The organism is Sinosporangium album, assembly GCF_900100605.1.
GTDB lineage: Bacteria > Actinomycetota > Actinomycetes > Streptosporangiales > Streptosporangiaceae > Sinosporangium > Sinosporangium album.
Genome location: NZ_FNCN01000030.1, coordinates 12,659 through 37,488, shown reverse-complemented (window position 1 = coordinate 37,488; position 24,830 = coordinate 12,659). Strand labels below are relative to the sequence as shown.

The 24,830-nt window shown below is 68.0% G+C and carries 22 protein-coding genes, 3 tRNA genes and 1 pseudogene; 10 read left to right on the top strand and 16 right to left on the bottom strand.

Annotated elements, in window-relative coordinates:
- Window positions 1-139: 139 nt before the first annotated feature.
- Window positions 140-1,762 carry a beta-N-acetylhexosaminidase gene (locus BLQ73_RS24305; protein WP_093173716.1) on the top strand — a complete coding sequence of 541 codons (1,623 nt, stop codon included), beginning with the start codon at window positions 140-142 and terminating at the stop codon, window positions 1,760-1,762.
- 334 nt (window positions 1,763-2,096) lie between these two features.
- Complete coding sequence (locus tag BLQ73_RS24300; protein ID WP_245691341.1) at window positions 2,097-4,124, top strand: glycosyl hydrolase family 18 protein; 2,028 nt, start codon at window positions 2,097-2,099, stop codon at window positions 4,122-4,124.
- 96 nt (window positions 4,125-4,220) lie between these two features.
- Here the strand turns inward: BLQ73_RS24300 and BLQ73_RS24295 are convergent, their stop codons facing one another.
- A complete protein-coding gene (locus tag BLQ73_RS24295) occupies window positions 4,221-4,424 on the bottom strand; it encodes a heavy-metal-associated domain-containing protein (protein ID WP_093173714.1) in 204 nt (67 codons plus the stop codon).
- 24 nt (window positions 4,425-4,448) lie between these two features.
- A complete protein-coding gene (locus BLQ73_RS24290; protein ID WP_093173712.1) occupies window positions 4,449-5,537 on the bottom strand; it encodes a quinone-dependent dihydroorotate dehydrogenase in 1,089 nt (362 codons plus the stop codon).
- A gap of 232 nt (window positions 5,538-5,769) precedes the next feature.
- Between BLQ73_RS24290 and BLQ73_RS24285 the strand changes: the two genes are divergently transcribed.
- Both BLQ73_RS24285 and BLQ73_RS32740 read left to right on the top strand, forming a co-directional pair.
- Window positions 5,770-6,480: a LuxR C-terminal-related transcriptional regulator gene (locus tag BLQ73_RS24285; protein WP_093173710.1), complete on the top strand. Its 711-nt coding sequence runs from the start codon at window positions 5,770-5,772 to the stop codon at window positions 6,478-6,480.
- Between the two features lie 264 nt (window positions 6,481-6,744).
- Window positions 6,745-6,960 carry a hypothetical protein gene (locus tag BLQ73_RS32740; RefSeq protein ID WP_093173708.1) on the top strand — a complete coding sequence of 72 codons (216 nt, stop codon included), beginning with the start codon at window positions 6,745-6,747 and terminating at the stop codon, window positions 6,958-6,960.
- 147 nt (window positions 6,961-7,107) lie between these two features.
- On the opposite strand, the gene BLQ73_RS24275 is transcribed toward BLQ73_RS32740, so the two are convergent.
- Window positions 7,108-8,487: an XrtP-associated glycosyltransferase gene (locus tag BLQ73_RS24275; RefSeq protein WP_093173706.1), complete on the bottom strand. Its 1,380-nt coding sequence runs from the start codon at window positions 8,485-8,487 to the stop codon at window positions 7,108-7,110.
- The gene (locus BLQ73_RS24270; protein WP_093173704.1) at window positions 8,484-9,092 is read right to left on the bottom strand and encodes a hypothetical protein; all 609 of its coding nucleotides are present in this window, start codon (window positions 9,090-9,092) and stop codon (window positions 8,484-8,486) included. The genes BLQ73_RS24275 and BLQ73_RS24270 overlap by 4 nt, the downstream gene beginning before the upstream one ends.
- A gap of 393 nt (window positions 9,093-9,485) precedes the next feature.
- Between BLQ73_RS24270 and BLQ73_RS24265 the strand changes: the two genes are divergently transcribed.
- Complete coding sequence (locus tag BLQ73_RS24265) at window positions 9,486-10,604, top strand: glycoside hydrolase family 19 protein (protein WP_245691340.1); 1,119 nt, start codon at window positions 9,486-9,488, stop codon at window positions 10,602-10,604.
- A gap of 180 nt (window positions 10,605-10,784) precedes the next feature.
- Window positions 10,785-11,669, top strand: coding sequence for a maleylpyruvate isomerase family mycothiol-dependent enzyme (locus BLQ73_RS24260; protein WP_176955645.1), 885 nt, complete (start codon window positions 10,785-10,787; stop codon window positions 11,667-11,669).
- 285 nt (window positions 11,670-11,954) lie between these two features.
- Here the strand turns inward: BLQ73_RS24260 and BLQ73_RS24255 are convergent, their stop codons facing one another.
- Entirely contained in the window at window positions 11,955-12,602 is a 648-nt protein-coding gene (locus tag BLQ73_RS24255) for a LuxR C-terminal-related transcriptional regulator (protein ID WP_093173700.1), read from the bottom strand.
- Complete coding sequence (locus tag BLQ73_RS24250; RefSeq protein ID WP_093173698.1) at window positions 12,593-13,840, bottom strand: sensor histidine kinase; 1,248 nt, start codon at window positions 13,838-13,840, stop codon at window positions 12,593-12,595. Before BLQ73_RS24250 ends, BLQ73_RS24255 begins: the two co-directional genes overlap by 10 nt.
- Before the next feature lie 186 nt (window positions 13,841-14,026).
- Here BLQ73_RS24250 and BLQ73_RS24245 point away from each other — a divergent pair, with 186 nt between their 5' ends.
- Window positions 14,027-15,460, top strand: a complete 1,434-nt coding sequence (locus BLQ73_RS24245; protein ID WP_143020414.1) for an acyltransferase family protein — start codon at window positions 14,027-14,029, stop codon at window positions 15,458-15,460.
- A 157-nt stretch (window positions 15,461-15,617) separates the two neighbouring features.
- On the opposite strand, the gene BLQ73_RS24240 is transcribed toward BLQ73_RS24245, so the two are convergent.
- The gene (locus BLQ73_RS24240) at window positions 15,618-16,064 is read right to left on the bottom strand and encodes a GtrA family protein (RefSeq protein ID WP_218125997.1); all 447 of its coding nucleotides are present in this window, start codon (window positions 16,062-16,064) and stop codon (window positions 15,618-15,620) included.
- A gap of 216 nt (window positions 16,065-16,280) precedes the next feature.
- Between BLQ73_RS24240 and BLQ73_RS24235 the strand changes: the two genes are divergently transcribed.
- On the top strand, window positions 16,281-16,631 hold the full coding sequence (locus BLQ73_RS24235) for a serine hydrolase (RefSeq protein WP_275936317.1): 351 nt from the start codon (window positions 16,281-16,283) through the stop codon (window positions 16,629-16,631).
- 338 nt (window positions 16,632-16,969) lie between these two features.
- On the opposite strand, the pseudogene BLQ73_RS35115 reads toward BLQ73_RS24235, so the two are convergent.
- Window positions 16,970-17,344 (bottom strand): annotated as a pseudogene (locus tag BLQ73_RS35115) (DNA-processing protein DprA); the annotation flags it as partial.
- Window positions 17,345-17,410: 66 nt separating this feature from the next.
- Window positions 17,411-17,581 carry a hypothetical protein gene (locus tag BLQ73_RS32735; protein ID WP_176955644.1) on the bottom strand — a complete coding sequence of 57 codons (171 nt, stop codon included), beginning with the start codon at window positions 17,579-17,581 and terminating at the stop codon, window positions 17,411-17,413.
- A 540-nt stretch (window positions 17,582-18,121) separates the two neighbouring features.
- Between BLQ73_RS32735 and BLQ73_RS24220 the strand changes: the two genes are divergently transcribed.
- Both BLQ73_RS24220 and BLQ73_RS24215 read left to right on the top strand, forming a co-directional pair.
- Window positions 18,122-18,859: a glycoside hydrolase family 113 protein gene (locus tag BLQ73_RS24220; protein WP_093173687.1), complete on the top strand. Its 738-nt coding sequence runs from the start codon at window positions 18,122-18,124 to the stop codon at window positions 18,857-18,859.
- A 48-nt stretch (window positions 18,860-18,907) separates the two neighbouring features.
- Window positions 18,908-20,452 carry a serine hydrolase gene (locus BLQ73_RS24215; RefSeq protein WP_093173685.1) on the top strand — a complete coding sequence of 515 codons (1,545 nt, stop codon included), beginning with the start codon at window positions 18,908-18,910 and terminating at the stop codon, window positions 20,450-20,452.
- 178 nt (window positions 20,453-20,630) lie between these two features.
- On the opposite strand, the gene BLQ73_RS24210 is transcribed toward BLQ73_RS24215, so the two are convergent.
- The 7 genes from BLQ73_RS24210 to BLQ73_RS24180 all read right to left on the bottom strand — a co-directional run bounded on the left by BLQ73_RS24210 (window position 20,631) and on the right by BLQ73_RS24180 (window position 24,705).
- Window positions 20,631-20,810 carry a hypothetical protein gene (locus BLQ73_RS24210; protein ID WP_143020413.1) on the bottom strand — a complete coding sequence of 60 codons (180 nt, stop codon included), beginning with the start codon at window positions 20,808-20,810 and terminating at the stop codon, window positions 20,631-20,633.
- 208 nt (window positions 20,811-21,018) lie between these two features.
- Window positions 21,019-21,813, bottom strand: a complete 795-nt coding sequence (locus BLQ73_RS31670) for a hypothetical protein (RefSeq protein ID WP_143020412.1) — start codon at window positions 21,811-21,813, stop codon at window positions 21,019-21,021.
- Between the two features lie 189 nt (window positions 21,814-22,002).
- Window positions 22,003-22,079: transfer RNA gene (locus BLQ73_RS24200), tRNA-Phe, on the bottom strand.
- A 20-nt stretch (window positions 22,080-22,099) separates the two neighbouring features.
- A tRNA-Asp gene (locus tag BLQ73_RS24195) sits at window positions 22,100-22,174 on the bottom strand.
- 123 nt (window positions 22,175-22,297) lie between these two features.
- Window positions 22,298-22,370, bottom strand: a tRNA-Glu gene (locus tag BLQ73_RS24190).
- The gene (locus BLQ73_RS24185; RefSeq protein WP_093173679.1) at window positions 22,371-23,990 is read right to left on the bottom strand and encodes a metallophosphoesterase family protein; all 1,620 of its coding nucleotides are present in this window, start codon (window positions 23,988-23,990) and stop codon (window positions 22,371-22,373) included. It lies immediately after the preceding tRNA gene.
- Between the two features lie 358 nt (window positions 23,991-24,348).
- A complete protein-coding gene (locus BLQ73_RS24180) occupies window positions 24,349-24,705 on the bottom strand; it encodes a metallopeptidase family protein (protein WP_218126000.1) in 357 nt (118 codons plus the stop codon).
- Window positions 24,706-24,830: the final 125 nt, after the last annotated feature.

Here is a 24,830-nt window from a genome sequence, read left to right as displayed (position 1 = left end):
GGGCGCGCGTTCAGGCCTCACCTCGTCGAGGGGCATTGGCGCTGGTCAGGGATCGGAATCAGCACCCGGCCGGGATTTGGAACGTAATGAAACTGGGCGAAACCGGGGGAAACAGACTGTCATTTGGCATGCTTTATCCATGACTGATCTGCTGCCGCGCCCGCGTGTCGTGCACTCCGAGCAGGGATCCTACGAACTTGCCCTCACCCCCCCGGTCTCGGGACCGGCCGACCTGGTCGACGCGGTACGGCTGGCGCTCGCCGTACTCGACCCCCGGCCGGGTGAGGCCGGCACGATCGACGTGTCTCTCGCCGTGGAGCTCGGCCCGGAGGCGTACACGTTGACGGTCGACGCGAACGGCGTGCGCATCGAGGCGGGAGACCGCTCTGGAGCGTTCTACGCGGCCCAGACGCTGCGCCAGCTCCTGCCTGCGGCGGCCTATCGGACGAGCCCGCTGCCTGGCGTCCGGTGGACCGTCCCGCACGTGCGGATCGAGGACGCCCCCCGGTTCAGGTGGCGAGGCGTGCACCTGGACGTGTCCCGCCACTTCCAGCCCAAGCGCGAAGTGCTCCGCATGATCGACAACATGGCCGCGCACAAGCTCAACCGGCTCCACCTGCACCTTGTCGACGACCAGGGATGGCGGATCGAGAGCCGCGCCTACCCGCTGCTGCACGAGGTGGGGTCGCACCGTCCGCGTACGGCGAGCAGCCACTACGGCGAGGAGCTGACCTACGACGAGGTCCCCCACGGCGGCTACTACACGCTGGCGGACCTGGCGGAGATCGGAGCCTACGCGAGGGCCCGCGGGGTCGTGGTCGTGCCCGAGATAGACGTGCCGGGCCACGCCTCGGCCATCCTGGCGGCCTACCCGGCGTTCGGCGCGAAGGCCGGAGACTACGCCGTCCTCGGCCGGTGGGGCATCTCCCCCGCCATCCTGTCGCCGCTGCCCGCAACGATCGACTTCCTCATCACGATCTTCGACGAGCTGCTGGAGGCGCTCGGGCCCACGCCGTACGTGCACATCGGCGGGGACGAGTGCGTGCTGGACGACTGGGTGGCGTCCGAGGAGATCATGGCCTTCGGCCGTACGCTCGGGCTGGAGAGCGCGGGCGACCTCCACGCGTGGTTCCTGCGGCGGCTCGCCGACGCCCTCGCCGAGCGCGGCAGCCGCGCGGTGGTGTGGGACGAGGCGTTCGTGAGCGGCATGCTGCGGGACGACACGGTCGTGATGCCGTGGCGCGGCACCGGTGTGGCCCGCCGGGTGGCGGCGGCAGGGCACGAGGTGGTGCAGACGCCGGTGTTCCCGACCTACTTCGACTACATCGAGGCGGGGTCCGAGGCGGAGCCGCTCGGCATCGGCGAGACGATCACGGTGGACGACGTCGTGGCCTACGAGCCCGCGCCGGAGGACTGGTCGGAGGAGGAGCTCGGGCGGATCGCCGGTACGCAGTTCCAGTTGTGGAGTGAGCGGATCCCCGACGCCCGCACGCTCGACTATCGGGCGTGGCCGCGTGGCGCAGCCTTGGCGGAGATCGCCTGGTCGGGTCGGCAGCCGGACTTCCGGGAGCGCCTGGTGGGGCATCTGGCGAGGCTGGATGCCATGGGTGTGGAATACCGCCCGCTCGCGGGTCCGCACCCGTGGCAGCGGGGCGGGGCGGGGCGGCGCAGGCACCGGCCGGGCGTGATCGACATCCAGGACGTCATGGCGCGGCTGGAGAAGATGACGCTGGACGCCGACTCCACGCGTCCGAGCATGTAAGCATGTGACGCACGCCGCACACGCGGATACGGCGGGGCCCGGTCTTCGGGCTCCGCCGTACATGTGTCCGGGGGGCTACGAGAGCCTTAAGGGGAGCTGAAACTTTCTTAGGGCGACTTTCGGGTCTGACTGACAAAGCCCCATTTCAGGGGTTGAGTCGGCCTGTCGTGCTGGTCCGAGGGTCTTTATGGTTGCGCCCGTTCCGGCCCTTCATCGTTGACCGATCCGGCAGCCTAAGGTTAAGTTCTCCTCGAAATAGACAGGAAACCTTCCTAATAGTTACGAGCTCCCACCCCCCATCCACCCCCCGATACAGGATGTCGGAGCAGGACACATGAAGCGTAGAACTCTCAAGCAGTTCGTCGCGGCGACGGCGGTGCTGGCGATGCCACTCACCGCGGCCGCACTCACCCCCAGCACCGCGTTCGCGATGACGGGTGTCAAGAGCGTCATGGCCGCGGCCGCCCCCTGGGCGCCGAACACCGCCTACACCGTGGGCACCCGCGTGACCTACAACGGTGTCGAGTACGAGTGCCGGCAGAACCACACCTCGCTGGTCGGCTGGGAGCCCTCCAACGTGCCGGCCCTGTGGAAGGTCGTCGACGGCGGCGGTCCCAACGACCCGACCGCACCCTCGGTGCCGGGCAACTTCCGGTCCACGGCCAAGACCAGCACCACGATCGACCTGGCCTGGAACGCCTCGACCGACAACGTCGGCGTCACCGGCTACGAGATCTACCGCGGCACCGGCACCACCCCGATCGCGACGGTCACCACCGGCACCACCTACAAGGTGACCGGCCTGACCGCCAACACGGAGTACACCTTCACCGTCAAGGCGAAGGACGCGGCCGGCAACGCCTCAGCGGCGGCTGGACCGCTGATCGTCAAGACCGACCAGGACGGCACCAACGACCCGACGGCCCCGAGCAAGCCGGGCAACCTGCGGTCCACCGGCAAGTCCACCACCACCGTCGACCTGGCCTGGAACGCCTCGACCGACAACGTCGGCGTCACCGGCTACGACATCTTCCGCGGCACCGGCACCACGCCCATCGCGACGGCGACCGGCACCACCCACAAGGTGACCGGCCTGACCCCCAACACGGAGTACACCTTCACCGTCAAGGCGAAGGACGCCGCGGGCAACAGCTCCGACCCGAGCGACCCGGTGACCGTGCGCACCAACGACGGCCCGCCGCCCCCTCCCGGCGACAAGCTCATGGGCTACTTCGTCAACTGGGGCATCTACCAGCGGAACTACCACGTCAAGAACATTGACACGAGTGGCTCCGCGGCGAAGCTGACCCACATCAACTACGCCTTCGCCAACGTGTCCGCCGACGGCCGCTGCATCATCGGCGATAGCTGGGCCGACTACGAGAAGGCCTACACCGCCGCCGAGAGCGTCGACGGGGTCGCCGACACCTGGGACCAGCCCCTGCGCGGCAACTTCAACCAGCTCCGCAAGCTCAAGGCGAAGCACCCGAACCTGAAGGTCCTGTTCTCCGTGGGCGGTTGGACCTGGTCCAACAACTTCGGTGCCGCCTCGCGCAACGCGACCGCCTTCGCCGAGTCCTGCTACAACCTGGTTGAGGACCCCCGCTGGGCGGACGTCTTCGATGGCATCGACATCGACTGGGAATACCCCAACGCCTGCGGTCTGATCTGTGACACCAGCGGCCCGGCCTCGTTCAAGAACCTGATGCAGGCCGTGCGCGCCAAGTTCGGCCAGAACAACCTCGTGACCGCCGCCATCACGGCTGACGGCACTCCCGGTGGCAAGATCGACGCCGCCGACTACGGAGGCGCGTCGCAGTACGTCGACTGGTACAACGTCATGACCTACGACTTCTTCGGCGCCTGGGCGAAGCAGGGCCCGACGGCCCCGCACTCGCCGCTGAGGCCCTACGACCGCCAGCCGATCGCCGGCTTCGACTCCGACACCGCGATCCAGAAGCTGAAGACCAAGGGCGTCCCGGCCAACAAGCTGCTCCTCGGCATCGGCTTCTACGGCCGCGGCTGGACCGGCGTCACCCAGGACGCGCCTGGCGGCACCGCCACCGATGCCGCTCCCGGCACCTACGAGCCCGGCTTCGAGGACTACAAGATTCTCAAGGACCGCTGCCCCTCGACCGGCACCATCGGTGGTACGGCTTACGCCAAGTGCAACAACCAGTGGTGGGGCTACGACACCCCGGCCACCATCGCCGGCAAGATGACCTACGCCAAGGGCGAGGGTCTCGGCGGCTCCTTCTTCTGGGAGCTGAGCGGTGACACCGCCAACGGCGAGCTCATCACCGCCATGAAGGGCGGCGCGGCCGCGCAGAAGGCGAGCGCCAAGAAGGCCGCCAAGAAGTAGATGAACCAGCAGCGTCACACGCTGCGGCATCGATAACAGTGGGCCGGTCCCGGAACCCGGGGCCGGCCCACTGCGTTGTCCCGTCTGCCCGAAACCTCAGGCGACCTGGTAGCCGGCCTCCTTGATGGCGGCGCGGACCGCGCCGTCGTCGACCGGGCCGTCGCTCGTCACGTCGACGCGGCCGGTGGCCAGGTCGACCTCGACGCCGGTGACGCCGGGGACCTCACCGACCTCCTCGGTCACGGAGCTGACGCAGTGACCGCAGGTCATGCCGCTGACGGTGTATGTGGCCACACTCATGGGACTCTCCCTGGCATCCGAAACTTACCCACCCAGGGTATCCGCCTGCGGAGCGGTGCGGCCGACGACCTCCCCGATCGAGGTGATGCCGCGCAGGCGCAGGCGCCGGGAGAGCTGCCGGTGGATGCGGGAGGCCCAGAGCGGGCCGTTGTAGATCATGCCCGTGTAGCCCTGCACCAGCGTGGCCCCGGCGAGGAGACGCTCCCAGACGTCGTCCACGTCCTCCACCCCGCCGGCCGACACCAGGGTGATGCGGTCGTCCACGCGCGCCCGCAGCCGGCGCAGCACGGCCAGCGAACGCGCCTTCAGCGGGCGTCCGGAGAGGCCGCCGGTCTCGGTGCTCGACACCCCGGCCCGGCTGACGGTGGTGTTGGTGGCGATGATGCCGTCAAGGCCGAGGTCGAGCGCGAGATCGGCGACGGCGTCGATGTCCTCGTCGGACAGGTCAGGGGCGATCTTCACCAGGAGCGGGGTGCGCCGCGGCGTGCCGTCGGCGACCTCCTTCACCGCGACGAGCAGCGGGCGCAGCAGCTCCACGGCCTGCAGGTCGCGCAGGCCCGGAGTGTTGGGCGAGCTCACGTTGACCACCAGGTAGTCGGCGAGCGGGGCGAGCTCCTTGGCGCTCGCCACATAGTCGTGGACCGCCTCGGACTCCGGCACCACCTTGGTCTTGCCGATGTTCACACCGACGACGACGGGCACCCCGCGCGGCCTGCGCAGCCGCCGGGCGGCGGCCTGCGCACCGCTGTTGTTGAAGCCCATGCGGTTGATGAGGGCCCGTTCGCGCATCAGCCGGAACAGGCGCGGGCGCGCGTTGCCCGGCTGGGCGTGCGCCGTGATCGTGCCCACCTCGACATGCCCGAACCCGAAGGCGGCGAGCCCCTCGGCGCACGCGGCGTCCTTGTCGAAGCCGGCGGCCAGGCCGAGCGGCCCGGGGAAATGCACTCCGAACGCCTCGACGCGCAGAGCCGGGTCGCGGGGGGCGAGCCGGCGGTGGAGCAGCCGCTTGGCGAGCGGCGCCCGGGACAGCAGGGCGAGCCCGCGGACCGTCGCGTGGTGCACCCCCTCGGGGTCGAGGCGGCCGAGGACCAGCGTGAACACGAATCTATACATCGCCGTTCAGGCTACCGGAGGGAGTAGCGGGCCGCCGAGCCCGAACAACACCTGTCCATCGGGGAGGTTGGAGAGCTCTGAGCTGCTGAAATGTCATTTGCCCCACTGCCTCACTCCATAGGGTGAGTCAAGGCGGGTTAATCACCCCAGGGGGTGAGTGTGTCGCGGAACCTCACGGTTGCACGCGACTACATTGATCACCTAATTGCTTCACGAGCCGGAAAGGGGGGTCATGGCCGAGAACTCACGCGGTGCCACGTATACCGCGGACTCACGCGCCGACACACGGAATTCCGAGTGCCGGATCGTCATCGCCGACGAGGCCAAGCTGATTCACCTGGCTCTCCGTGCGGTGTTCTCCCGGACACCGAGGTTCGATCTGGTCGGCTCCGCGTCGGCGGTACCGGAGGCACGCAACGTCATCCTGAAGACGAAGCCCGACATCCTGCTGTGCGAGGTGGACATCGCCGGGAGCAACGGGCTCGAACTGTGCGATTGGACCAGGGCGGCGAGTCCGCGCACCTTGCCGGTCATCCTCACCTCTCGCGACGACCCGCTGCTGGCACGGTCGGCGCTGGACGCCGGGGCCTCCGGCTATCTGCTGAAGACCTCACCGCCGGAGGACCTGGTGTTCCACCTGCAGAGCGTGCGGGCGGGGCGACGGGTTCTGGACGACCGCATCGGGCGGTGCCGTACGTCGTCATGGGAGAACCACCAGGACCGGTTCGGTCTGAGCCCGCGCGAGTGCGAGGTGCTGGAGGAAGTGGTACTCGGGCTGGACAACCGCACGATCGCCGGACGGCTGTGCATCGCACACGACACGGTGAAAAGCCATATCAAGGCGATCCTCCGCAAGATAGGCGCCCGGGATAGGGCGCATGCCATCGCCCTGGTCCTGAGTACGCGGCCACACGAAGTGCCCGGCCCGCGCCGCACCCCCTGACGGCCCCTCAGCGGCATGTACCCCCATATCGATTTTCTGGACGGCGCCTGAGCTCCGCGGTGCCGTACGGCGGGAGCCTGCGCATACGGCGACGGCCATGCGGCGGCCCGTGCCGTACAGGCGTGCGGGTGGCTGCTGGGACACGGGGAACAGCCCGCGGACTTCGCCTTCCCCTCACCCTGCGGGGTGACTGCGTGTGCGGCGCACGGCTGGTGACAAAACGCCGTGTAACCGTGGGGGCGAACTCATTTTCGCTGAAATGAGGTGCGCATCTATGGCCATGGACACGGTGCAGTCGGCAGCACCACCAAGGTGATCGGGGTGGGCGAAGGGGCCGGAGGGGCGGCGAGCGTAGGGAGCTGGGGTCCCGAGCTGCCTTTCACCGGTTTTCCGGTGATGTTCGGCATCGCGCTGAGTGTCACGCTCATCCTGAGCGGTCGGCTGATCATCCGTATGGTCAGGCTGCGGCGGTCGTCCTGAGGGAGGCTCCCCACACGGGGCCTACGGATACCTTCGGACGGATGAGTGAGGAGAGGGGCCCGGACGTCGGCAGACGTCCGGGCCCCTCTCGCGCCCGTCGCACCGCTAGGGTCCGTGGCACCGCTAGTGCCCGTCGCACCGCTAGGGTCAGGTCTCGCTGGCCACCGGGCGTCCGCGCGTATGCGCCTCGCTGGTGCGCCGGGTCTTCGCCCAGCCGTCCCTTCTGCGCACGACGCGGAAGAAGGCGCGCCAGGACGTGATGGAGAAGTTGCAGATGTAGACGGCGTAGACGAAGCCGTAGGCGAGGCCTCGCCAGAAGCCGATGCCCGGCTCGCATTTCCACCAATAGAGCGGTCCCCACACGAGGAGCGGCAGGACGCCGAACGCCGCGTAGATCGCGAACAGGATCCACCCGCCTTGCAGCAGCCATCCGGCCATGTCCGCGGGGTCGTTCACGATCTTCACGCAGAGCAGCACCAGGGGAATCGGGTAGATGAGCGTGCCGAGCAGCCGCAGCCACGGCTGGGACAGGTAGTAGAGCACCTCAAGAGCCCCGAGTCCGCTGAAGTGCCGCGACCTCCACACGTCGGGGAGGTACTTCGCGCACTGCATCGTGCCCTGGCCCCAGCGGGTGCGCTGCGTGATGAGCCGCCGGAACGACCACAGCCCCTCCTGCTCCACCCAGGTGTCCGGCGTGTACTCGTTGCGCTCCCCCGCCAGCAGAAGGTGGACGCCGAGCTCGAAGTCCTCCAGCAGGGAGCCGCCCCACGGGGCGCGCCCCTCCCCGCCGATCTTGTCGAGCGCCGACAGGCGGGTGAGCTGGCCGTTGTCACCCATCGCGACCGTGCCGCTCTTGCGGCGGCTGAGCTGGATCGCGGAGATCGCCCCCCGGAACTCCAGGTCCTGCATCCGGATCAGCGTGCGGCCGATCAGGTTGCGCCACCACCCGCCGTCCGCACACGGCCGGCGGTCATGGCGGTTGATCATCCACACGGCGATCTGCACCGCGCCGATCGACTCGTCGCCGAACAACCGGGGACCCGCGCACACGCGCAGCATGTTCGCCGCGGGACGCCCGTCGGCGTCGAGCACGCACACGATATGCCGCCTGCGGTCGGCCTCCGGGCCGAGCCAGTCGTCCAGCGCGCGGTAGGCGGTGTTGAGCGCGCTGCCCTTGCCGACCCTGGCCTCGGGGCGGCGTCGCCGTACGAGGTGGACGAAGGGGTCGTGATCAGCTAGTGCCCCGGCGATACGGGCGGTGGCGTCCTCGGAGTCGTCGTCCACGACCCACAGGTGCGCCTTCGGGAAGGTCGAGCGGAGATAGCGCAGTGTCGCTCCGATGACCACCTCCTCGTCGCGGCACGGGATGAACAGGTGCCACTCGAAGTCGTCGCCGTTCCCTGCCGGATCCGGCCGCTGCCTGACATAGGGGCGCAGGATCGTGAGCACATAGAGGAGGAAGGTGACGCTGAGCAACAGCGCGAAAGCCTGGGTCAGGCCGAGCGCGTGGCCGAGGCCACCCGTCATGGGACGCTCACCGCCCCCACCTGAGCGGACCCGCCTCTGCGGACGGCGAGCACGGTGTATACGACAAGGGTGCAGCCGATGCCGAACACGCTGATGACCGTGCCGACCATGGTGTGCCCCCAGTAGTAGCCGGGCTCGAAGCCGAGCCCCTTGATGAGGAGCACGACGGTGAGGATGCGGGCCTGGTCGGTGAGGGCCAGCAGCACCACCGCGGCGAGCAGCGCCAGCATCGGCCAGACGCTCACCTTACGGCGCAGCCACACGATCAGGGCCGTGACCACGATCAGCGGGATGACCAGGAACGCCGCCGTACACTCGGGCGTGATCTGGAGGCCCTTCGCCTCACCCGTCTCACGGTCGAACGACACGACGGCGTGAACGATGTTGAACCCGGTTTCGGTGCGTGCGGCCACCGCGACGACATAGCTCGCGATATACGCCTCCCAGCCGCGCAGCCGTTCATCCACGCCGAGGGCGAAGCCCAGCAGGGCGGCCAGCATCACGGTGAGAAGGATGCGGTACGGCAGGCCGCTTTGCCGCTCGACGTCAGGTGGATCGTCCTTGTTGCGTGCTTGTCGTATTCCTCTCAGGGTCTGCGTGATCATGAATCCCCCAAGACCTAGGACCACGGATGACTACGCAAAGTAGCCGTCAGAGGTGGGGCGGGCGGGTGGCCCCGACGCGGCTTCTCACCCCAGAGGGTGAGAAGCCGCGCGGGCACGGCCGCGGCCCTGGCGACGGGGGTTAACGTTCGGCGGCGTCAGCGCGGTCGTCAGCGCGGTCAGCGCGGGGTCTCCGGGTCATGGGTGTCGTTGGGGGCTCGTCGGCGGGTCGCGTGCGTGAACCCGCACACACCACACATTAAGACCCTTAAAAAGACTTAAGCCCCTCTTGTCTTGACTGGTATAGACCAATTCCGATTCATTGGCCGTCTCCACCACAGATCGGTCCGACCGTCGATCCCGCGGTTTCACACGCCGCCTGAAGGAGTGATCCCAGTGTTGAGGACCCGCATGAGGGTGTCCCTCGCCGCCGTCGCAGCCGCAGGCGCGGTAGCGGTCGGTATACCGCTTTCCGTCACCGCCACGGCCTCCGCAGCCGCCGAATGCGCCGCACCGTGGAGCGCGTCCGCCGTTTACACCGGCGGCAAGACCGCCTCCCACAACGGCAAGAACTGGCTCGCCAAGTGGTGGACCCAGAACGAGACCCCCGGCTCGTCGAACGTCTGGCAGGACCAGGGCGCCTGCGGCGGCGGCCCCGGCGGCCCCGGCCCCGACCCCACCTGTCCGGCCGCCCCCGACTGGGAGGCGGGACGCACTTACGCGGCCGGCAGCATCGTCACCTACCGCCCCAACAACCGGCAGTACCGCGCCAAGCACGAGAACCCGGGCTACGACCCGATCGTCAGCACGTGGTACTGGGAGCCCTACGTCTGCAACGACAACCCGCAGCCCAGCCCGTCGCCGACCCCCACCCCTAGCCCCTCGGACCCGACCGGACGCTTCGTCCCCTCCGAGGCGCAGTTCAACCAGATGTTCCCGAACAGGAACTCGTTCTACACCTACAAGGGCCTCACCGACGCCCTCAGCGCCTACCCGGCGTTCGCCAACACCGGTAGCGAAACCATCAAGAAGCAGGAATTCTCCGCCTTCCTCGCCAACATCAACCACGAGACGGGCGGCCTCGTCCACATCGTGGAGCAGAACACCGCCAACTACCCCCACTACTGCGACGCCAACCAGCCGTACGGCTGCCCCGCCGGCCAGGCCGCCTACTACGGCCGAGGCCCCATCCAGTTGAGCTGGAACTTCAACTACAAGGCCGCCGGTGACGCCCTGGGCATCAACCTCCTCGCCGACCCCTTCCTCGTCGAGCGTGATCCCGCCGTCGCCTGGAAGACCGCCCTGTGGTACTGGAACACCCAGAACGGCCCCGGCACCATGACCGCCCACGACGCCATGGTCAACAGCCGAGGTTTCGGCGAGACCATCCGCAGCATCAACGGCGCCCTCGAATGCAACGGCCGCAACCCCGCCCAGGTGCAGAGCCGCGTCAACTCCTACCAGCGCTTCACCCAGCTCGTCGGCACCACGCCGGGCAGCAACCTGACCTGCTGATCTACGGCTGACGAAGGGCACGGCGGCATCAGTACGGCGGCATCGCCGTGCCTTTCACCTTCACACCCTCTTTGCGCCTGTCTTTGTGCGTGTCGCGCGCTTTGGGTGCGCGTCGACACGCGGCTTGGATTCGAACGTGTGAACGGGGCCGGTAGTAGGGTGGAAGAGGGGGTGAAGAGTGTGGCTCTTCTGGGGCACGAGCGTTACTGCGACGAGCTCGTGGCGCAGGCCGGCATGCTCGCCGGGCTTCTCTCCGGCGCCGATCTCGCGGTGCCCGTGCCGACGTGCCCTGACTGGCGGCTGGGCGATCTCGTCGGCCACGTCGGCGGCAACCTGCGCGTGATCGAGGCCGCCGTGCGCACAGGGCAACCCGTCGACGACGTCAGCGCCCCCACAGGCGAGGCCGCCGACGTTACCGGTGGGACTGACCGCTTTACCGGTGAGGCCGGCGGCTTTACGGCCGGCGGAGCCATAAGCGGAGCCCCCGGGGCCACGGGCGAGGCGGTCACCCGGTCCGCGCATGAGGCCGCCGCGTGGCTCGCGGAGTCGGCGGCGCAGTGCGCGTCCGTGTTGCGCGCCACAGGTCCCGACGAGCAGGCCTACGTGTGGGGGTTCACCGCCCGCACCGACTACCTCGCCCGCCGGGCCACCCACGACCTGGTCGTCCACCGCGCCGACACCGCGATCACGGTGGGCGCCGACTTCTCCGTCGCCCCCGAGGTGGCGGTCGACGCCATCGACGAGCTGCTGGAGATGCTCGGCGACCCCGGCGTCATCGGCGCCAACCCCCGCATGGCCGAACTACGCGGCGGCCCCGACAGCTCCATCCACCTTCACGGCACGGACGACTCCCCCGACCTCTTCCCCGAATGGCTCATCGAGCTCTACTCCAAGGGCTTCAGCTGGCGCCGCAGCCACACGACGGCGAGCGTCACTCTGCGCGGCCCCCTGAGCTATCTGCTGCTCGTCTGCTACCGCCGGATGCCGCCGACCGACAGCCGCGTCGAAGTGCTCGGCGACAGCGCCCTGCTCGACTTCTGGCTCGACCGCGCATCACTCACCTGACCCACCGCCCGGCCCTGCGACCGCGGTGAGACCGGCAAGCGACCGGCAAACGACCGGCCCGGGCGAACGGCTCCGGCCGTTCACCAACTCCGCGCCCCGGAGCCGGGCTACCCGAGAACGCCCTGAGTGGCCGGTGTGCCGGGGCGACATCCACGTGACCTGCGCGCAGGGCCGCCGTTGCGCCTCGGTAGGCGACTGGCGGTCGCGTCTGGTCGCGTCTGGTCGCGTCTGGACACGCCCGCTGCCGTACGCCTGCTCGACGTGCGGAGGGGAGCGGTCGGGCGGTCAGGAGCGCAGGTAGGCGAGCACGGCGAGGACGCGGCGATGCTGGTCGGAGTCGTCGGCGTGGAGGTCGAGCTTGGAGAAAATGCTGCGGATGTGCTTTTCCACAGCGCCGTCGCTGATGACGAGTTGGCGGCCGATCGCCTGGTTGGACTTGCCTTCGGCCATGAGGCCGAGCACTTCCCGCTCGCGCGGGGTGAGCATGGCCAAGGGGTCGTTCTTACGTCGTCGCACCATCAGTTGGGACACCACCTGGGGATCGAAGACCGTGCCCCCCAAGGCGACCCTCCGCAGCCCGTCGAGGAACTCGTCGACGTCCACGACGCGGTCTTTGAGCAGGTAGCCCACCGAGCCGCGAGCGTCGGCGAGGAGATCGTCGGCGTAGGACACCTCGACGTATTGCGAGAGGATCAGCACCGGGGCGCCGGGCACGAGGCCGCGCACTTCGACAGCGGCGCGCAGGCCCTCGTCGGTGAAGGAGGGAGGCATGCGGACGTCGACGACCGACACATCAGGGCGATGTTCGACGATGGCCTGAACGAGGCTTTTCCCGTCGCCCACCGCCGCCACCACCTCGTGGCCGAACTCTTCGAGCAGGCTGATGAGTCCGGCTCGAATGAGCACGGCGTCGTCGGCCACAACTATCCGCACGGCACCTCCGCGATGACCATCGTCGGCCCTCCGACGGGCGACTGGACGGCGAACTCGCCGTCCACCGCGCGGAGCCGGTCGGCCAGACCGGACAGGCCGTGTCCCTTGGCGACGTGTGCGCCGCCCACACCATCATCACCGATCGTCAGCAGCAGTCCGTCCCCGGTCCTGGAGAGGCTGACCGCGGCCATCTCGGCGCGGCTGTGCTTGGCGATGTTGGTCAGGGATTCGGCCGCCACGAAGTAGACGGCGTTCTCGATCGCCGCGGGGAAGCGCTCGACGGTCTGGATGTCGAGCTCGACGGGGACGGTGCAGCGGCCGGCGAGGGCGGCCAGGGCCGCGGGCAGGCCGCGGTCGGACAGGATCGGCGGGGCGATGCCGCGCGACAGGGCGCGGAGCTCGTCGAGGGTCTCTCGCGTCGCGGTGATGGCGGCGCCGAGCGTGGATTCGGCCGCCGCGGGATCCTTCTTGAGCTGGCGCTGCACGCGGGACAGCTCCATCGCCAGGTGCACGAGGCGCTGCTGCGGACCGTCGTGGATGTCGCGCTCCAGCTTGCGCAGCGCGTTGGCCTCGGCGGAGACGGCGGCGCGGCGGCCTTCGGCCAGGTCGTCGATGCGCTGGCGCAGGTCGGCGTTGCCCGACAGCATGGCCCGGCCGAGCCCGGCCTGCATGAGAGCCAGCCCCCGGATGACGAACGGCGTGGACGCCATGAAGATCAAGCCGAGCAGGGTGTTGAAGCCGACTTCCGCCGCGACGCTGTCGCTGATGCCCAGCAGTTCGAGGATTCCCTTGCCCTCCGGAAGCGACGCCAGATACCACCCGAAGAGCGGATAGAACAGGGCCGCGGCGGATATCGCCCACCAGATCAAGGTCAGGAGGAACGTCAGCAACGACACGGGGAAGTTGACCAGCGTCCACAGCAGGTCCATCCAGAACTGCCCTCTGGTCAGCGGGTTGGCCATCCTGCGAAACCACTTCGCCCCCGCAGGAGGCGGCGCGTATGCGGGACGGGGCACGGGTCGGCCCAGCACCTCGGGGAGCCACCGGCGCTCGGCGTCCGCACACGCCCTCGCCGCGAGCAGCGTCACCCCGAGCACGGGGATCCCGATGTAGAAAAGGGCCATCGGGAAACCGGCCGCGACGCCGACTAAAAAGAGGGCGAAGCCCACGATCGCCATGGGGAAGCGGACGATCAGGTAGCGGCTGTCGATCAGGGTGCGGCGAAGCAGCGACTTCATGTCCCCCAAGGTAGAGAGTCGCAAGCCTTGCCCACGACCCGGCCAACCGGCGTGTCGTTGGTAGTGCCAGCCCCACCCAACGGCTTGGTAGTGCCAGCCCTACCCAGGGGGGTGAGGCGGTCACACCATGAAGAGACGTGCCCGCTTCACTGCGCCACGCCGGGGCACCTTGAAACCCTCGAAGGCATGCCCACCCTCCTGAACACCGCTACGCATCTGGACACCGCCACACCGACGGACACGGCCACGCGTCTGGACGACGCCACGCGATCCCCCACGGGCCGCGACGCCGACCGCGCCGCTTCCGCCGTGGTGTCCTTCCCGGCCTCCGCCGTACCGGTGCCCCTCCGGGGGCACCCCGGGCGTCCGGGCTCCGACGAAGGTCCGCGCGGAGGGCGGGACCCGTTCATCGACCTCCTGCGCATCTTCGGCATGGCCCTCGTCGTGCTCCAGCACTGGACCATGCCCGTGCTCGCCTTCTCCGGCGACAGGATCGGCACGGGCAACGCGTTCTCCTCCCCCGGCACCTTCGTGATCACCTGGATCGGCCAGGTCATGCCGATCGTCTTCTTCGCCGGCGGCGCCGCCAACGCCATCGCCTGGCGGCGCGGCGCGGCCGACGGCGGCCCCGCCTGGCTGGCGGCCCGCCTGCGCCGGCTCGCCTGGCCGCTGCTGCCCCTCGCGGCCGTCTGGCTGCCGCTCCCCCACATCCTGCTCGCCGCGGGCCTCCCCGAGCAGCCCGTCACGACCGCCGCGCGCCTCGCCGGGCAGCTTCTCTGGTTCCTCGCCGTCTACCTCGTCGCCGTGACCCTGACGCCGCTCATGTTCGAAGCCGACCGGCGCCACGGCGCCCGCGTGATCGTCGCCCTGGTCGCCGGAGCCATCGTGACCGACGTGGTGCGCTTCAGCAGCGGCGTCGAAGCCCTCGGCTACGCCAACATCGTCTTCGTCTGGCTCGCCGTCCATCAGCTCGGCCTGCGTTACGCCGAGGGCCGCCTGCGCCGCACCGGCCACCGCCCGTGGGCCATGGCGCTCTCCGGGTTCGGCACGGCCGCCCTCCTCGTGGCCTTCGGCCCCTATCCCGCCAGCATGGTCGGCATGCCCGGCGCGGCCATCTCCAACATGGCGCCGCCCACCCTCGCCCTTCTCGCGGTCGCCTTCGGCCAGATCGGCCTCGCCCTCGCGCTCCGCCCGTTCATCGTCCGCCAGGCCGCCACGCCCCGCGTCGCCGCCCTCGCCGCCTGGGCGGCCCCCCGCATGATGACCATCTACCTCTGGCATATGACCGCGCTCGCCGTCGTCACCGGCGTCGTCGTCATCGGCTTCGGCATCGCCACCCCCACCCCCTGGAGCGGCTGGTGGTTCGCGGGGTTGCCCCTCTGGCTGACGGCCCTCGGCCTCATCCTGTGGCCGCTGCTGCGCTGGTTCACGCGGTTCGAGCGCCCCCTGGCGCTGCCGTACGGCAAGCCCGGCTTACCCGCCGTCGCCGCCGCCACCCTCCTGATCGGCGCCGGCATCCTGACCCTCACCGTCGTGGGCTTCAGCCCCGGTTTCGCGCCTTTCCTCGGCACCCTCGCCGTCCTCGCCGGCCTCACCCTCACCTTTCCCCGCTCGACCTAGCGTTCCTCGGATCCCTCACCGGCACCGACCCACGCCGTCCACCGGCACCGCCGCCCTGTCGATGAAGCCCGCGTCCTCCGACAGCAGATAGGCCATGGCCGACGCTCGCACCCCGCCGACCCGACATGCCCTGGCGGCTCCTCATCATCTCCAGCCTTCACTTCGGAGGGCCGACCGATGCCTTTTCCCTTTCAGGTCTCACGCCGGTCGCCGCCGGGGCACGAAACACCCATTTCTTATAGGACCAGAAGCGGAAAAGCGTGCCCAGCCCCACACCGGCCAGGTTCGCCACATTGAGGGCGATAGGATTACTCAACTTCAGCGTATACTCCGTGAAGCCCACGCACAACAATTGCATGAGCAGCGCGATGGCGTTGAAGACGACGAACAGGAAAAACTCCTGCGCGAGGCCGGAACGCTCAGCGTGACGCCATGTCCAAAAACGGTTGGCAAGAAACGCGAAAGCGGTTCCGATCAACGTCGCCACGACCACCGAGGTCAGCGGTCCGAAATCAAGCACATATCTGAAAACATTGGCCCCTGGCACGCTGATGATAAAAGCGATCGCGCCGACAACTCCGAACTTGGCGAGCTCACCGGTCACCCTGCTCGCCTTGCCGTACTCTACTCGGCCTCCCACAAACGCACCCCTAATGAGCTTTACTCGCCAACACCCCCGAAATGGAGGATGACCAGACTAGCTCGACAGCCACTATCGAGCGGTCCCCTTCGACCTGCCCACAGCCACCTGTGACCTGTTGCCTCCCAGACGACCACGCGGCCCAACGCACGGCCCCGCCCCCATGGAGTCGCCCACGCGATCAGCATGGTCGTCACGAAGTCCCTGGCGCTCGCGCCTGCCTTCACCACCCTCGCGCCCACCCAGATCCCCGCCGACGCCCGGGGCTACTTCCGCATCGGCAGCGTGATGGTGGACGTGACCAGGATGAACCCGTCGTTGGAGTTCGGCGCCAGCGAGATGGTCTCGACCACAGCCGACGTGGTGACGTTCCTTGACGCCTTACTCGGCGGCAAACTGACCAGCCAGACGGCAATCAAGCAGATGCGCACCCTTCACGACGCGGGCTCCGGCATGGGCTACGGGCTGGGCTTGCGGGCGTTCCCCCTACCGTGCGGCGACACGGTGTACGGCCACAGCGGCGGCGCTTAGTTCGGCCGGAGGCGTGATCCCGCGTTCGGCTGGCCGCGCCGGCAAGGCAACGACGACACGGTTTCGTGCGCGCGTGGGAGGCACGAGCCGTGGCCATGCCGTACGGCAAGCCGCCGCAGCGAGCTCTGGTCACCGTGGGCAAGAACTCCCGGTGACAGGGCAGATTTCAAGCGTGTATTCCCAGGCGGCCGAGCATTCCCCAAAAATCCGAATACTGCGTGCCATCGGACCTGAGTCTCCGAGCGATTACAACAACCGTCACTTCTGCCGCTCCGGCGCGGAGAATCGTCGCGGCAGCGGACTGCGCGTGGCCACCCTGAACCCAGGTGTCTTTTATCCGGTCCCTTGTCGGGCCAGAACTGGGAAAGAACCGCACCGTGCTCCGCGACCTCCCGGTGGAGGTCACGGTTCGCCGGAGGATAAGCCACCTTGATCCCCGTCCCGATCACGGCAACCGTACGCCCTCCGGCTCGTATCGCCGCCTGGTGCGCGGCGGTGTCGACCCCGGCCGCCAGTCCGGACACCACAGAAAGGTTCCGCTTGACCAGCCGCTCAGCCAGCTCCCCGGCGAGATGTCGACCGTGGTTCGACACTGAGCGGGAACCCACTACCGCGATTCCCTGATCGTCGGCCACATGCTCTCCCCGAGCGAACAACAACGGCGGCCGGTCGAATACGTCGGATAGACGGTGTGGATAACCTTCGTCCCCCATAGTGAGGACGGAAATCCCCTCCCGCTCCCAAGCATCGACCGCTTGGGACGCCTCGTTGAGGGCGTCTTACACAGGATCACCGAACAGGTTGCTGGGCCCCAGTCGCTCATCGAGCAACGCCAGAGCAGAGCCCTCTTCGGTGATCCGCTGCACGAGATCATGCTGAGCCTTCTCCAGAGGAGTGCAGCGCAGCAGCGCCACCATCGCGGCGCGTTCTGTGCTGTCCCAGGGAGCCATATCGCCAGAGTAGTGCCTGGCCGTCACACCTTCACAGAGGAGTGGGACACACGCCGGATCATGCCGAGTTCTCCACGACACGCTGAACCAGAGGACGGTTACTGCCTTTGGTCGCCCGAGGAGTGGGCCATCCTCCGTGATGCCGTTACGGGTCTCGTAGCCGGGGATGTCGCCGCGGTGGCCCCACGCGCGGCCACCGCAGCTCAGCTTGAACTTCATCAGGCCGAGGCCGTACGACCAGCGGGTCGGGGCATCCGGTCTCCCTGAGCAATCTGTTAAGCGAGCATGCGGTCGGTGAGCCAGCGGGGCCGATATTGCGTGTTACGCACTAGATGCGTAACACGCAATTTATGGGTACAGTCGCTTCAAGCGCGGGGACCGCCACCCTCGACCTGCTGGGCCACGCCCACAGAGTGGTCATGACCACGGACAAGACCACCGTCGTGGACGGCGCCGACGACACCGAGAAGAGCTACACCCCTCCCCCGCAACCACACACGGAGCCCCGCCGAACGGCTACGCCGGGGAGGGACACGCGTCATGTTCCTCACCGACTCCGAGATCAGCTTGTTCACCAGCGGCTTCTTGCCCGGTGAGAGCCTGGAGGAGCGGCTCGGCCTGATGGCGGAGCCCGCTCGGCTGCGCGCCGCGCTCCCCGAACTGCACGCCCGCGTCAACACCTTCCTCGCCCGGACCGCCACGGAGGTGCGCGAGCGATTCGGCGGTCCGATCAGCTACGCGTCCCTGCCCTTCGAAGGCGTGGACTGGGCTCCATTCGACATGATCGCCACCGACGCCGGATACCGCGACGCGACCACCGCGCACACCTTCCGTGAGGGTCTGCGCGCGCAGACCTCCCAGAGCAAGCCGTTCGCCGTCACCGAGTTCGGCTGCACCACCCACCGCGGAGCCGCCGAACTGGGCGGACGCGGCGATTCCATCATCGAATGGGACGAGCGCGCCCGCCCCCGCCTGACCACAACCGTCACGCGGGACGAAGAAGAACAAGCCAAATACGTGCGCGAGCTTCTCGGCATCTACGACGAGGAGGGCACGGACACGGCCTTCGTCAACACGTTCGCCCGCCGCGACCTGCCGACCTCCTCAGAGCCCGGACGAGACTTCGACACCGCCAGCTTCGGCATCGTCAAGATCCTGGAGCACGGCCGTACAGGGACGACCTATCCGGGGCTGCCGTGGGAACCCAAAGCCGCCTTCCACACCCTGGCCGAATACGGACGCGCCCGGAGGGCCACGACCGAAGAAAAGACGACGTGACGCTGCTAAGCGCGAAGCCGCGCAAGATCGTTCACTAGGGTTTTCTCCATGTCCCTCACGCAGAAGAGCCGCGCCGCCGCCGCGGGGGCCGCCGCCGGCATCCTCTTCCTGGGCCTGGCGGCTGTGCCCGCACAGGCGCAAGCCAAGGGCCCCAGCGACCGCGTCGCCCGTTTCCTCCAGCAGGCCATGAACGACGCACGTTTCCACGAGGTGCTTGACCTCGCGCCGCGCGGCTCCGTCCAGGCTGCCCGGCTTGCGAACGTCGAGGAGAAGATGGCCAGGACGCCCGAGGCATATGCCCGGTTGTTCGCTGCGTCCGCCCCCAAGCCGATCGTGCAGCAGCCGCAGCTCGACGTGACCGTCCTGGAGCTCGACCGGCACGGCAGGCCGTTGGCGTCCGGCACGGTGCTGATGAGCCCGCAGCACCCGAACGGCATCGCCGTCCCCGTGGACCGCGACTACCGCACGACCGCCGTCCGCTGGCGCCAGTGGGACGACAAAGGCTGGTATGCCAACCAGGGCAGGGGCACCATCGACATCGTCCCCGGCCGTGAACAGGCGCCCATCGACTTCATGTCGCCCTACCCGGCCTCCGTCCTGAAGCTGATGGTCGGCTTCGGCGTGCTGCGCCTGGTGGACAAGGGCACGATCGCGCTGACCGACACCTACGACTACCGGCCCACAGAGAGCAACTCGCTGTGCCGGGGCAACACCAGCGACACCGTCGGCGACTACCTGGAGGCGGCACTGACCACCTCCGACAACCCGGCCACCTGCGCCCTGATCAAGCTCCTCCACGACAAGGGGGCCGTGAACGAGCTGAACCAGACCTTCCAGAGCCTCGGACTGGAGACCCTCCAGCTCAAGAACACCAACCCCGCCACCGGCGGACGCTGGTCCAACCCGGTCACCATGACCTCGCTGGACACCGCCAAGCTACTCGTTCTGATCAACGGGTTGCCCGGCAATGCCTGGAACGCGCCCGACGGCACCCGGGTGACCTCCGCCGTGCTGAGCCCGGCCTCGCGCCAGGTGTTCAAGAACCACCTCGCCGACCAGGGGTGGAACGACATGCTGTCCACGGCCAACCGGTGCGGCGATCCAGTGCCCGGCATCCCGCACCGAGTGCCGCCGCGCTGGGTCGGCGACGACGGGACCGTCACCGTCGCCGGCAACCGGTTCGGCCGCGACGTGCGTCCCTGCGAAGCCGACGCCGAGGTGACCTTCTCCCACAAGACCGGCTGGGTGGGCAACTCGGGCGCCGACGCCGGCATCGTGAAGTCGCTGCCGGGCAAGGCGGGCAGGCACTACATCGTCGTCGCCCTCACCAACCTCGGCACCCAATACGTCGACGCGAACCGGCCGCCGACCGAGCCCGGCCTGTTCCCCGTGACCTTCACCCAGAAGCTGGCGCGTCTCGGCAAGGCCGTCGACGACTACCAGACCGCGACGGAGGCGCTAACTGCCGTGACCGTACAGCCCGATGACCATGCAGCCCGGATGACCGTACGACCCGATGAGGGTACGGCCCGGCAGCCGGGCCGTACCCTCATCGCGATGGCCGCAGGCGCCGGCCGTACGCACCGCCATTGACCGCGACATCCCGCGCCGACACGGCCAGAATCACCCGATCGGTCCGGTACGGCACCGCCTTGAAGAAGGGGCGGGCCTACGTCTGGGCGCAGAGGGTCGTGTCGAGGGCGGTGTTGACCCGCTCTGCGGCGGCTTCCGAGGTGGGCAGCGCGGTCACCGCGATCGTGGCCGACCGCCTTCAGCGCGCGGGGCGCTCGGCCTCCAGGGTGATCACGATCTCGCGGCTGTCCACGTAGCAGGTGACCTTGCGCTGGAGCAGTTCGCCCACCCGGCTCGCCACGGCCATGAACCGCCGCTTGTGGTCCTCAGTGCCGGACGAGATACGGAACGTCCCCTTGGCCAGCAATTCCTGACTCACAAACTGGGACATATTCAAAAGGAACTGCACCTCCTCTTGGCCCGTGAGGGGAATTGGGCGGGTTGTCCGGTCTGACTCCGGCAGATACGTCGCCATGTCGACGAATGTAGCCGATCACGGCGTTCAGCTCCCCTAACTCCACCGCACGCCCTCGCATCGCTCCGCACGATCGACCACCGCCCGGCCGGATCGATATGCGTTGACGCCGCTACCGAGGCTGCTTCCACTTGATCCGATCTTGAAGAACACGAACATAGTCGAATCCCCGATCTTCCAACTGTCCCGCGACCCACTGAGCAGCACGATCACCAGGATCGAGTTCCCGCAGCAGGAACCGGAGACTCTCGATGGCTTTCCGCTCACGGACCTTGGACCTCCGGGGCTGGAAGTCTCCCGGAAGGTTGTGGCATACATTGGCGATCATGCGCATGCGCTCCAGGTGCCCCAGCGCAGTGTCCATGTCCCCGTCGGCCAACGCTTTCTTCACAAGGTGGCTGAGGGCTCGGATGTCAATGAACCCCTTGGCCATCAAGACCCTTATAGCCTCCTGCGCCGAACCCCGTTCCAGCCCTGCGGGACGGTCAGGCACCGCCCTCCTGTCTTCCCACAAGATGAAGCAGGAACAGTGGCCTTCGCGTTCCTCAATGCAGCGCGGATGTTTACAACTGTGGTCATGCCGGTGATCACGGGACCACAGATGGAAGTCCCGCCGTACGCGGCTCGCACTCCGCGCTATCCGATGCTCCTCCCACCGTGACAGCTTCCTGGGCAGTTCCTGGAAACGCAGTAGGGGAACAGACCTGCGAAGTCCGCTCATGATGAGCGCACCGTCGTTCATCATGAGCATCATGGCGGCGGAGAAACAGCCCTCGGCAGGCACTTCCCACGACCTGCGCGGCCAGGGGATCACATAGTGGGTTCCCCGTGGAGCGAGGTGCGCGGCCATGAATTCGGTGGCCTGCGGTTTGGCGGAACCTGAGGTTTCATGCAGCAGCTCGGTCATTGTGGCGGTATTGACGGCGCGAACGGTCCGAAGCGCCCTCGGCAACACCGTGCCCTGATCCGGGTCCTTCGCCACCGGCCATAGGAGTGACCACACGTGTAGCAGCTTGCCACGGCGACGCCGTTGCCATCACTCACACGAAAAAGCCCCGAACGAGAATCGTCCGGGGCAGCGTTGCGCATCAGATGATGGTGGTCAGGGGCGGGGTCGAACCGCCGACCTTCCGCTTTTCAGGCGGACGCTCGTACCGACTGAGCTACCTGACCTTGTCGGCTTTCGCCGTGAGCGGTCCTGACGGGACTTGAACCCGCGACCTCCACCTTGACAGGGTGGCGAGCACTCCAAACTGCTCTACAGGACCTTGCTTTAGATCTTCCGATCGTTTGCCCCGGCCTTTCGGCCGTTTGTTTCGGCTTGCTTAGCTTACCAGTCTTCCGGAGGTCCTTTTGACCTTCCTTCGTTCTGGCGAGCTGTTGCTCACCGGTGCCCCCAACGGGATTCGAACCCGTGCCGCCGCCTTGAAAGGGCGGTGTCCTAGGCCGCTAGACGATGGGGGCTCAGGAGAGTGATTCCTGTTCCGTGACGTCTTCCGTTGGAGACCTCTGAAGCATAGGGGACGTTTGCCCTTGATGCCAAAGCGGTTTGCCCTTCGGAGGCGTCGCGGCGCCAGACGCCTTTCCCGCTGGAGACGGGCTCTGCGTTGGCTCCTGGGAAATTGTACGCGCAGGTTGGCTCTCCACGTGCCTTTGGATCTGAACCCACTGCTCGCCGAGGCCCCCGAGGGTGATGTCGTCCCAGGCCTGAAGCCTGCGGGTCTCCTGGTTGAAGTACAGGACGGACGCCTGGACGGGGGTGGGCTCCTCGTGTTCGAGGGCGCGCAGGCCGGCACCGCCGGTCGAGCCTTGGACGAGGACGCGGGTGCCGGTGGGCAGGACCTCGGTGCTGCGCCTGTGGGCGTGGCCGGCGAGGACCATGGGGACGGTCCCGGAGAAACCCCTGCCGACGGTGGGGTCGTGCACGGCGACGAGGTCGGCTTTGTCGGCGGCCGACCGTACGGCATGGGTGCGGCCGAGCTCGTGCAGCCATTCCAGGCGGGTGTCGACGACGACGGACTTGTCGGGCGTGAACCTCGGATCGCCCAGGCCGTAGATCTTGAGCCCGCCGACGACGGCGCTCTTGCCGTCGAGCACGATCGCGTTCTTCTGCTTGGCGACCGCGCGTTCGGTGGCCTTGGAGTCGTGGTTGCCGCGCACGAAGACGTACGGAACGTCCAGCTTTCCGATCTCCTCGACGAACTTGTCCTCGGCCCGGGTGCCGTGGTCGGTGAGGTCGCCGGTGTCGACGATCACGTCGATCTTGAACTGGCCGGTGATGGAGCGGACGAGGCTCCAGGCGATGGGGTTGAGGTGGATGTCGGAGATGTGGAGGACGCGGATGGTCGCCGGGTCCGCGTCATAGACGGGAAGCGCCGAGACCGTGTCGTACAGCTTGGAGACGTTCGTCACGAGTTTGGCGAGTTGCAGGCGGTAGGACTCGAAGCGGGTGACGATCGACTCCGCGCTGCCGACGAGGGAGGGCGCTCCCGCGATGAGGCCCGTGTAGCGGGGCTCAACCACCGATTCCGGTCGGAACGTTACAAACACCCCCACCCCAATGGCCGCGATGGCCACAAGCGTGGCCACGAAGCCGGTCAGCACCGCCCAGAGACGGCGGAAGACCACCAAGGCCGCCAGTACGGCACCGGCCAGCGACCAGAGCGCGGCCTGTAGGGCAAGAGCCCGCAAACCCACCCCGAGGTTCTCCTCGATGATGCCGGGCAGCCGATCCGCGAGCCGCGGATCTTCGATCATGGACTTGGCCTGGTCCTGGTCGATGTTCTCCAGGGTGATGCGCAGCCGTACGGGCGCGTCGTGGGTGTCGAAGAGCAGTTTGCCGAGGGGATGGACGTCGACGACGGTCTCCCCCCGCGTGGCGGGCTGGAGGCTCATGCCGATCTCGGCCGGCCCCACGGGGGTGCGCACGCTCGCCCCCACCGACAGGGCGAGCCAGGCCCCCGCCAGGGCGACAACGACGATCAGCAGGGTTTTCACGACAACCGTCCCGCCCGCACGCCGCAGAAGGGCCGCCGTGCCGGTGGCCCCGGAGCGGACCAGGGATCTCAGGTGCGTGAAGTCCATGTATGTCCCCCGAGTGAGCGGCTTCCATCCAGGTCGCGGACCGAGAGTGCGAGCCGTGGCCCACCAGGCCGCACACGTGGCGCGCGACGCGGCCCACCGGCCCAGGGCCGGAGGATGGGCGGGCTCGCTCCCAACTCATGCACGGCCAGAATGACTCCCGAGTTCCTCTCGCGCCGTTCTTTGACGGAGTCACTACCCACTCATGAAGGAGACGCAGTGAGGTGGTAGACCGAGTTTTTCCTAACAGCGCTGGGTAAGCCGGTATTTCGCCTGGTCAACGGGGAGATTTGGCGGTAGGAAATTCCTGAACGCCCCAGGACGGTGCGGGGCGGGCCGTGAGCGCCGCACGCGGGAACAGTCAGCCCCAGCCCAGCTCGTGCAGCCGCTCATCTGAGATGCCGAAATGGTGGCCGATTTCATGGACGACGGTTATGGCCACTTCCTCGACGACGTCCTCGCGGGTCTCGCAGATACGCAGCGTCGGGCCCATGTAGATCGTGATCCGGTCGGGGAGGAATCCGGCGTACGTGTCGCCGCGCTCGGTGAGTGCCACGCCCTCGTAGAGCCCGAGGAGGTGCGGGTCGCCCGACGGCGGCTCGTCCTCCACGAACACCGCGACGTTGTCCATGGCACGCGCGAGCTCTGGGGGGATGAGGTCGAGAGCCTCGCTCACCAGGGCTTCGAACTCCATGCGCGTCATGTCCACAGTCCTCATTCTGCGCCCCCCTACGTCCGCTTCCCGGACACAGAACCCGTCCTGTGAGCGGGTGTCCGTCTCGCCGAGGCCCTGCCCGGCGAGGTCCCCGTCACTGATCACACAGCGCTCGGCGACCGACTTTT

Bases quoted from the DNA above. Each gene is read 5' to 3' on its own strand.
- BLQ73_RS31670 (WP_143020412.1), bottom strand. From the start codon at position 21,813: ATGACCGAGCTGCTGCATGAAACCTCAGGTTCCGCCAAACCGCAGGCC.
- BLQ73_RS24270 (WP_093173704.1), bottom strand. From the start codon at position 9,092: ATGATCACGCAGACCCTGAGAGGAATACGACAAGCACGCAACAAGGAC.
- BLQ73_RS24295 (WP_093173714.1), bottom strand. From the start codon at position 4,424: ATGAGTGTGGCCACATACACCGTCAGCGGCATGACCTGCGGTCACTGC.
- BLQ73_RS24245 (WP_143020414.1), top strand. From the start codon at position 14,027: ATGCCCACCCTCCTGAACACCGCTACGCATCTGGACACCGCCACACCG.
- BLQ73_RS24185 (WP_093173679.1), bottom strand. From the start codon at position 23,990: ATGGACTTCACGCACCTGAGATCCCTGGTCCGCTCCGGGGCCACCGGC.
- BLQ73_RS24300 (WP_245691341.1), top strand. From the start codon at position 2,097: ATGAAGCGTAGAACTCTCAAGCAGTTCGTCGCGGCGACGGCGGTGCTG.
- BLQ73_RS24285 (WP_093173710.1), top strand. From the start codon at position 5,770: ATGGCCGAGAACTCACGCGGTGCCACGTATACCGCGGACTCACGCGCC.
- BLQ73_RS24180 (WP_218126000.1), bottom strand. From the start codon at position 24,705: ATGAGGACTGTGGACATGACGCGCATGGAGTTCGAAGCCCTGGTGAGC.
- BLQ73_RS32735 (WP_176955644.1), bottom strand. From the start codon at position 17,581: ATGGCTCCCTGGGACAGCACAGAACGCGCCGCGATGGTGGCGCTGCTG.
- BLQ73_RS24250 (WP_093173698.1), bottom strand. From the start codon at position 13,840: ATGAAGTCGCTGCTTCGCCGCACCCTGATCGACAGCCGCTACCTGATC.
- BLQ73_RS24275 (WP_093173706.1), bottom strand. From the start codon at position 8,487: ATGACGGGTGGCCTCGGCCACGCGCTCGGCCTGACCCAGGCTTTCGCG.
- BLQ73_RS24220 (WP_093173687.1), top strand. From the start codon at position 18,122: ATGTTCCTCACCGACTCCGAGATCAGCTTGTTCACCAGCGGCTTCTTG.
- BLQ73_RS24215 (WP_093173685.1), top strand. From the start codon at position 18,908: ATGTCCCTCACGCAGAAGAGCCGCGCCGCCGCCGCGGGGGCCGCCGCC.
- BLQ73_RS24290 (WP_093173712.1), bottom strand. From the start codon at position 5,537: ATGTATAGATTCGTGTTCACGCTGGTCCTCGGCCGCCTCGACCCCGAG.
- BLQ73_RS24305 (WP_093173716.1), top strand. From the start codon at position 140: ATGACTGATCTGCTGCCGCGCCCGCGTGTCGTGCACTCCGAGCAGGGA.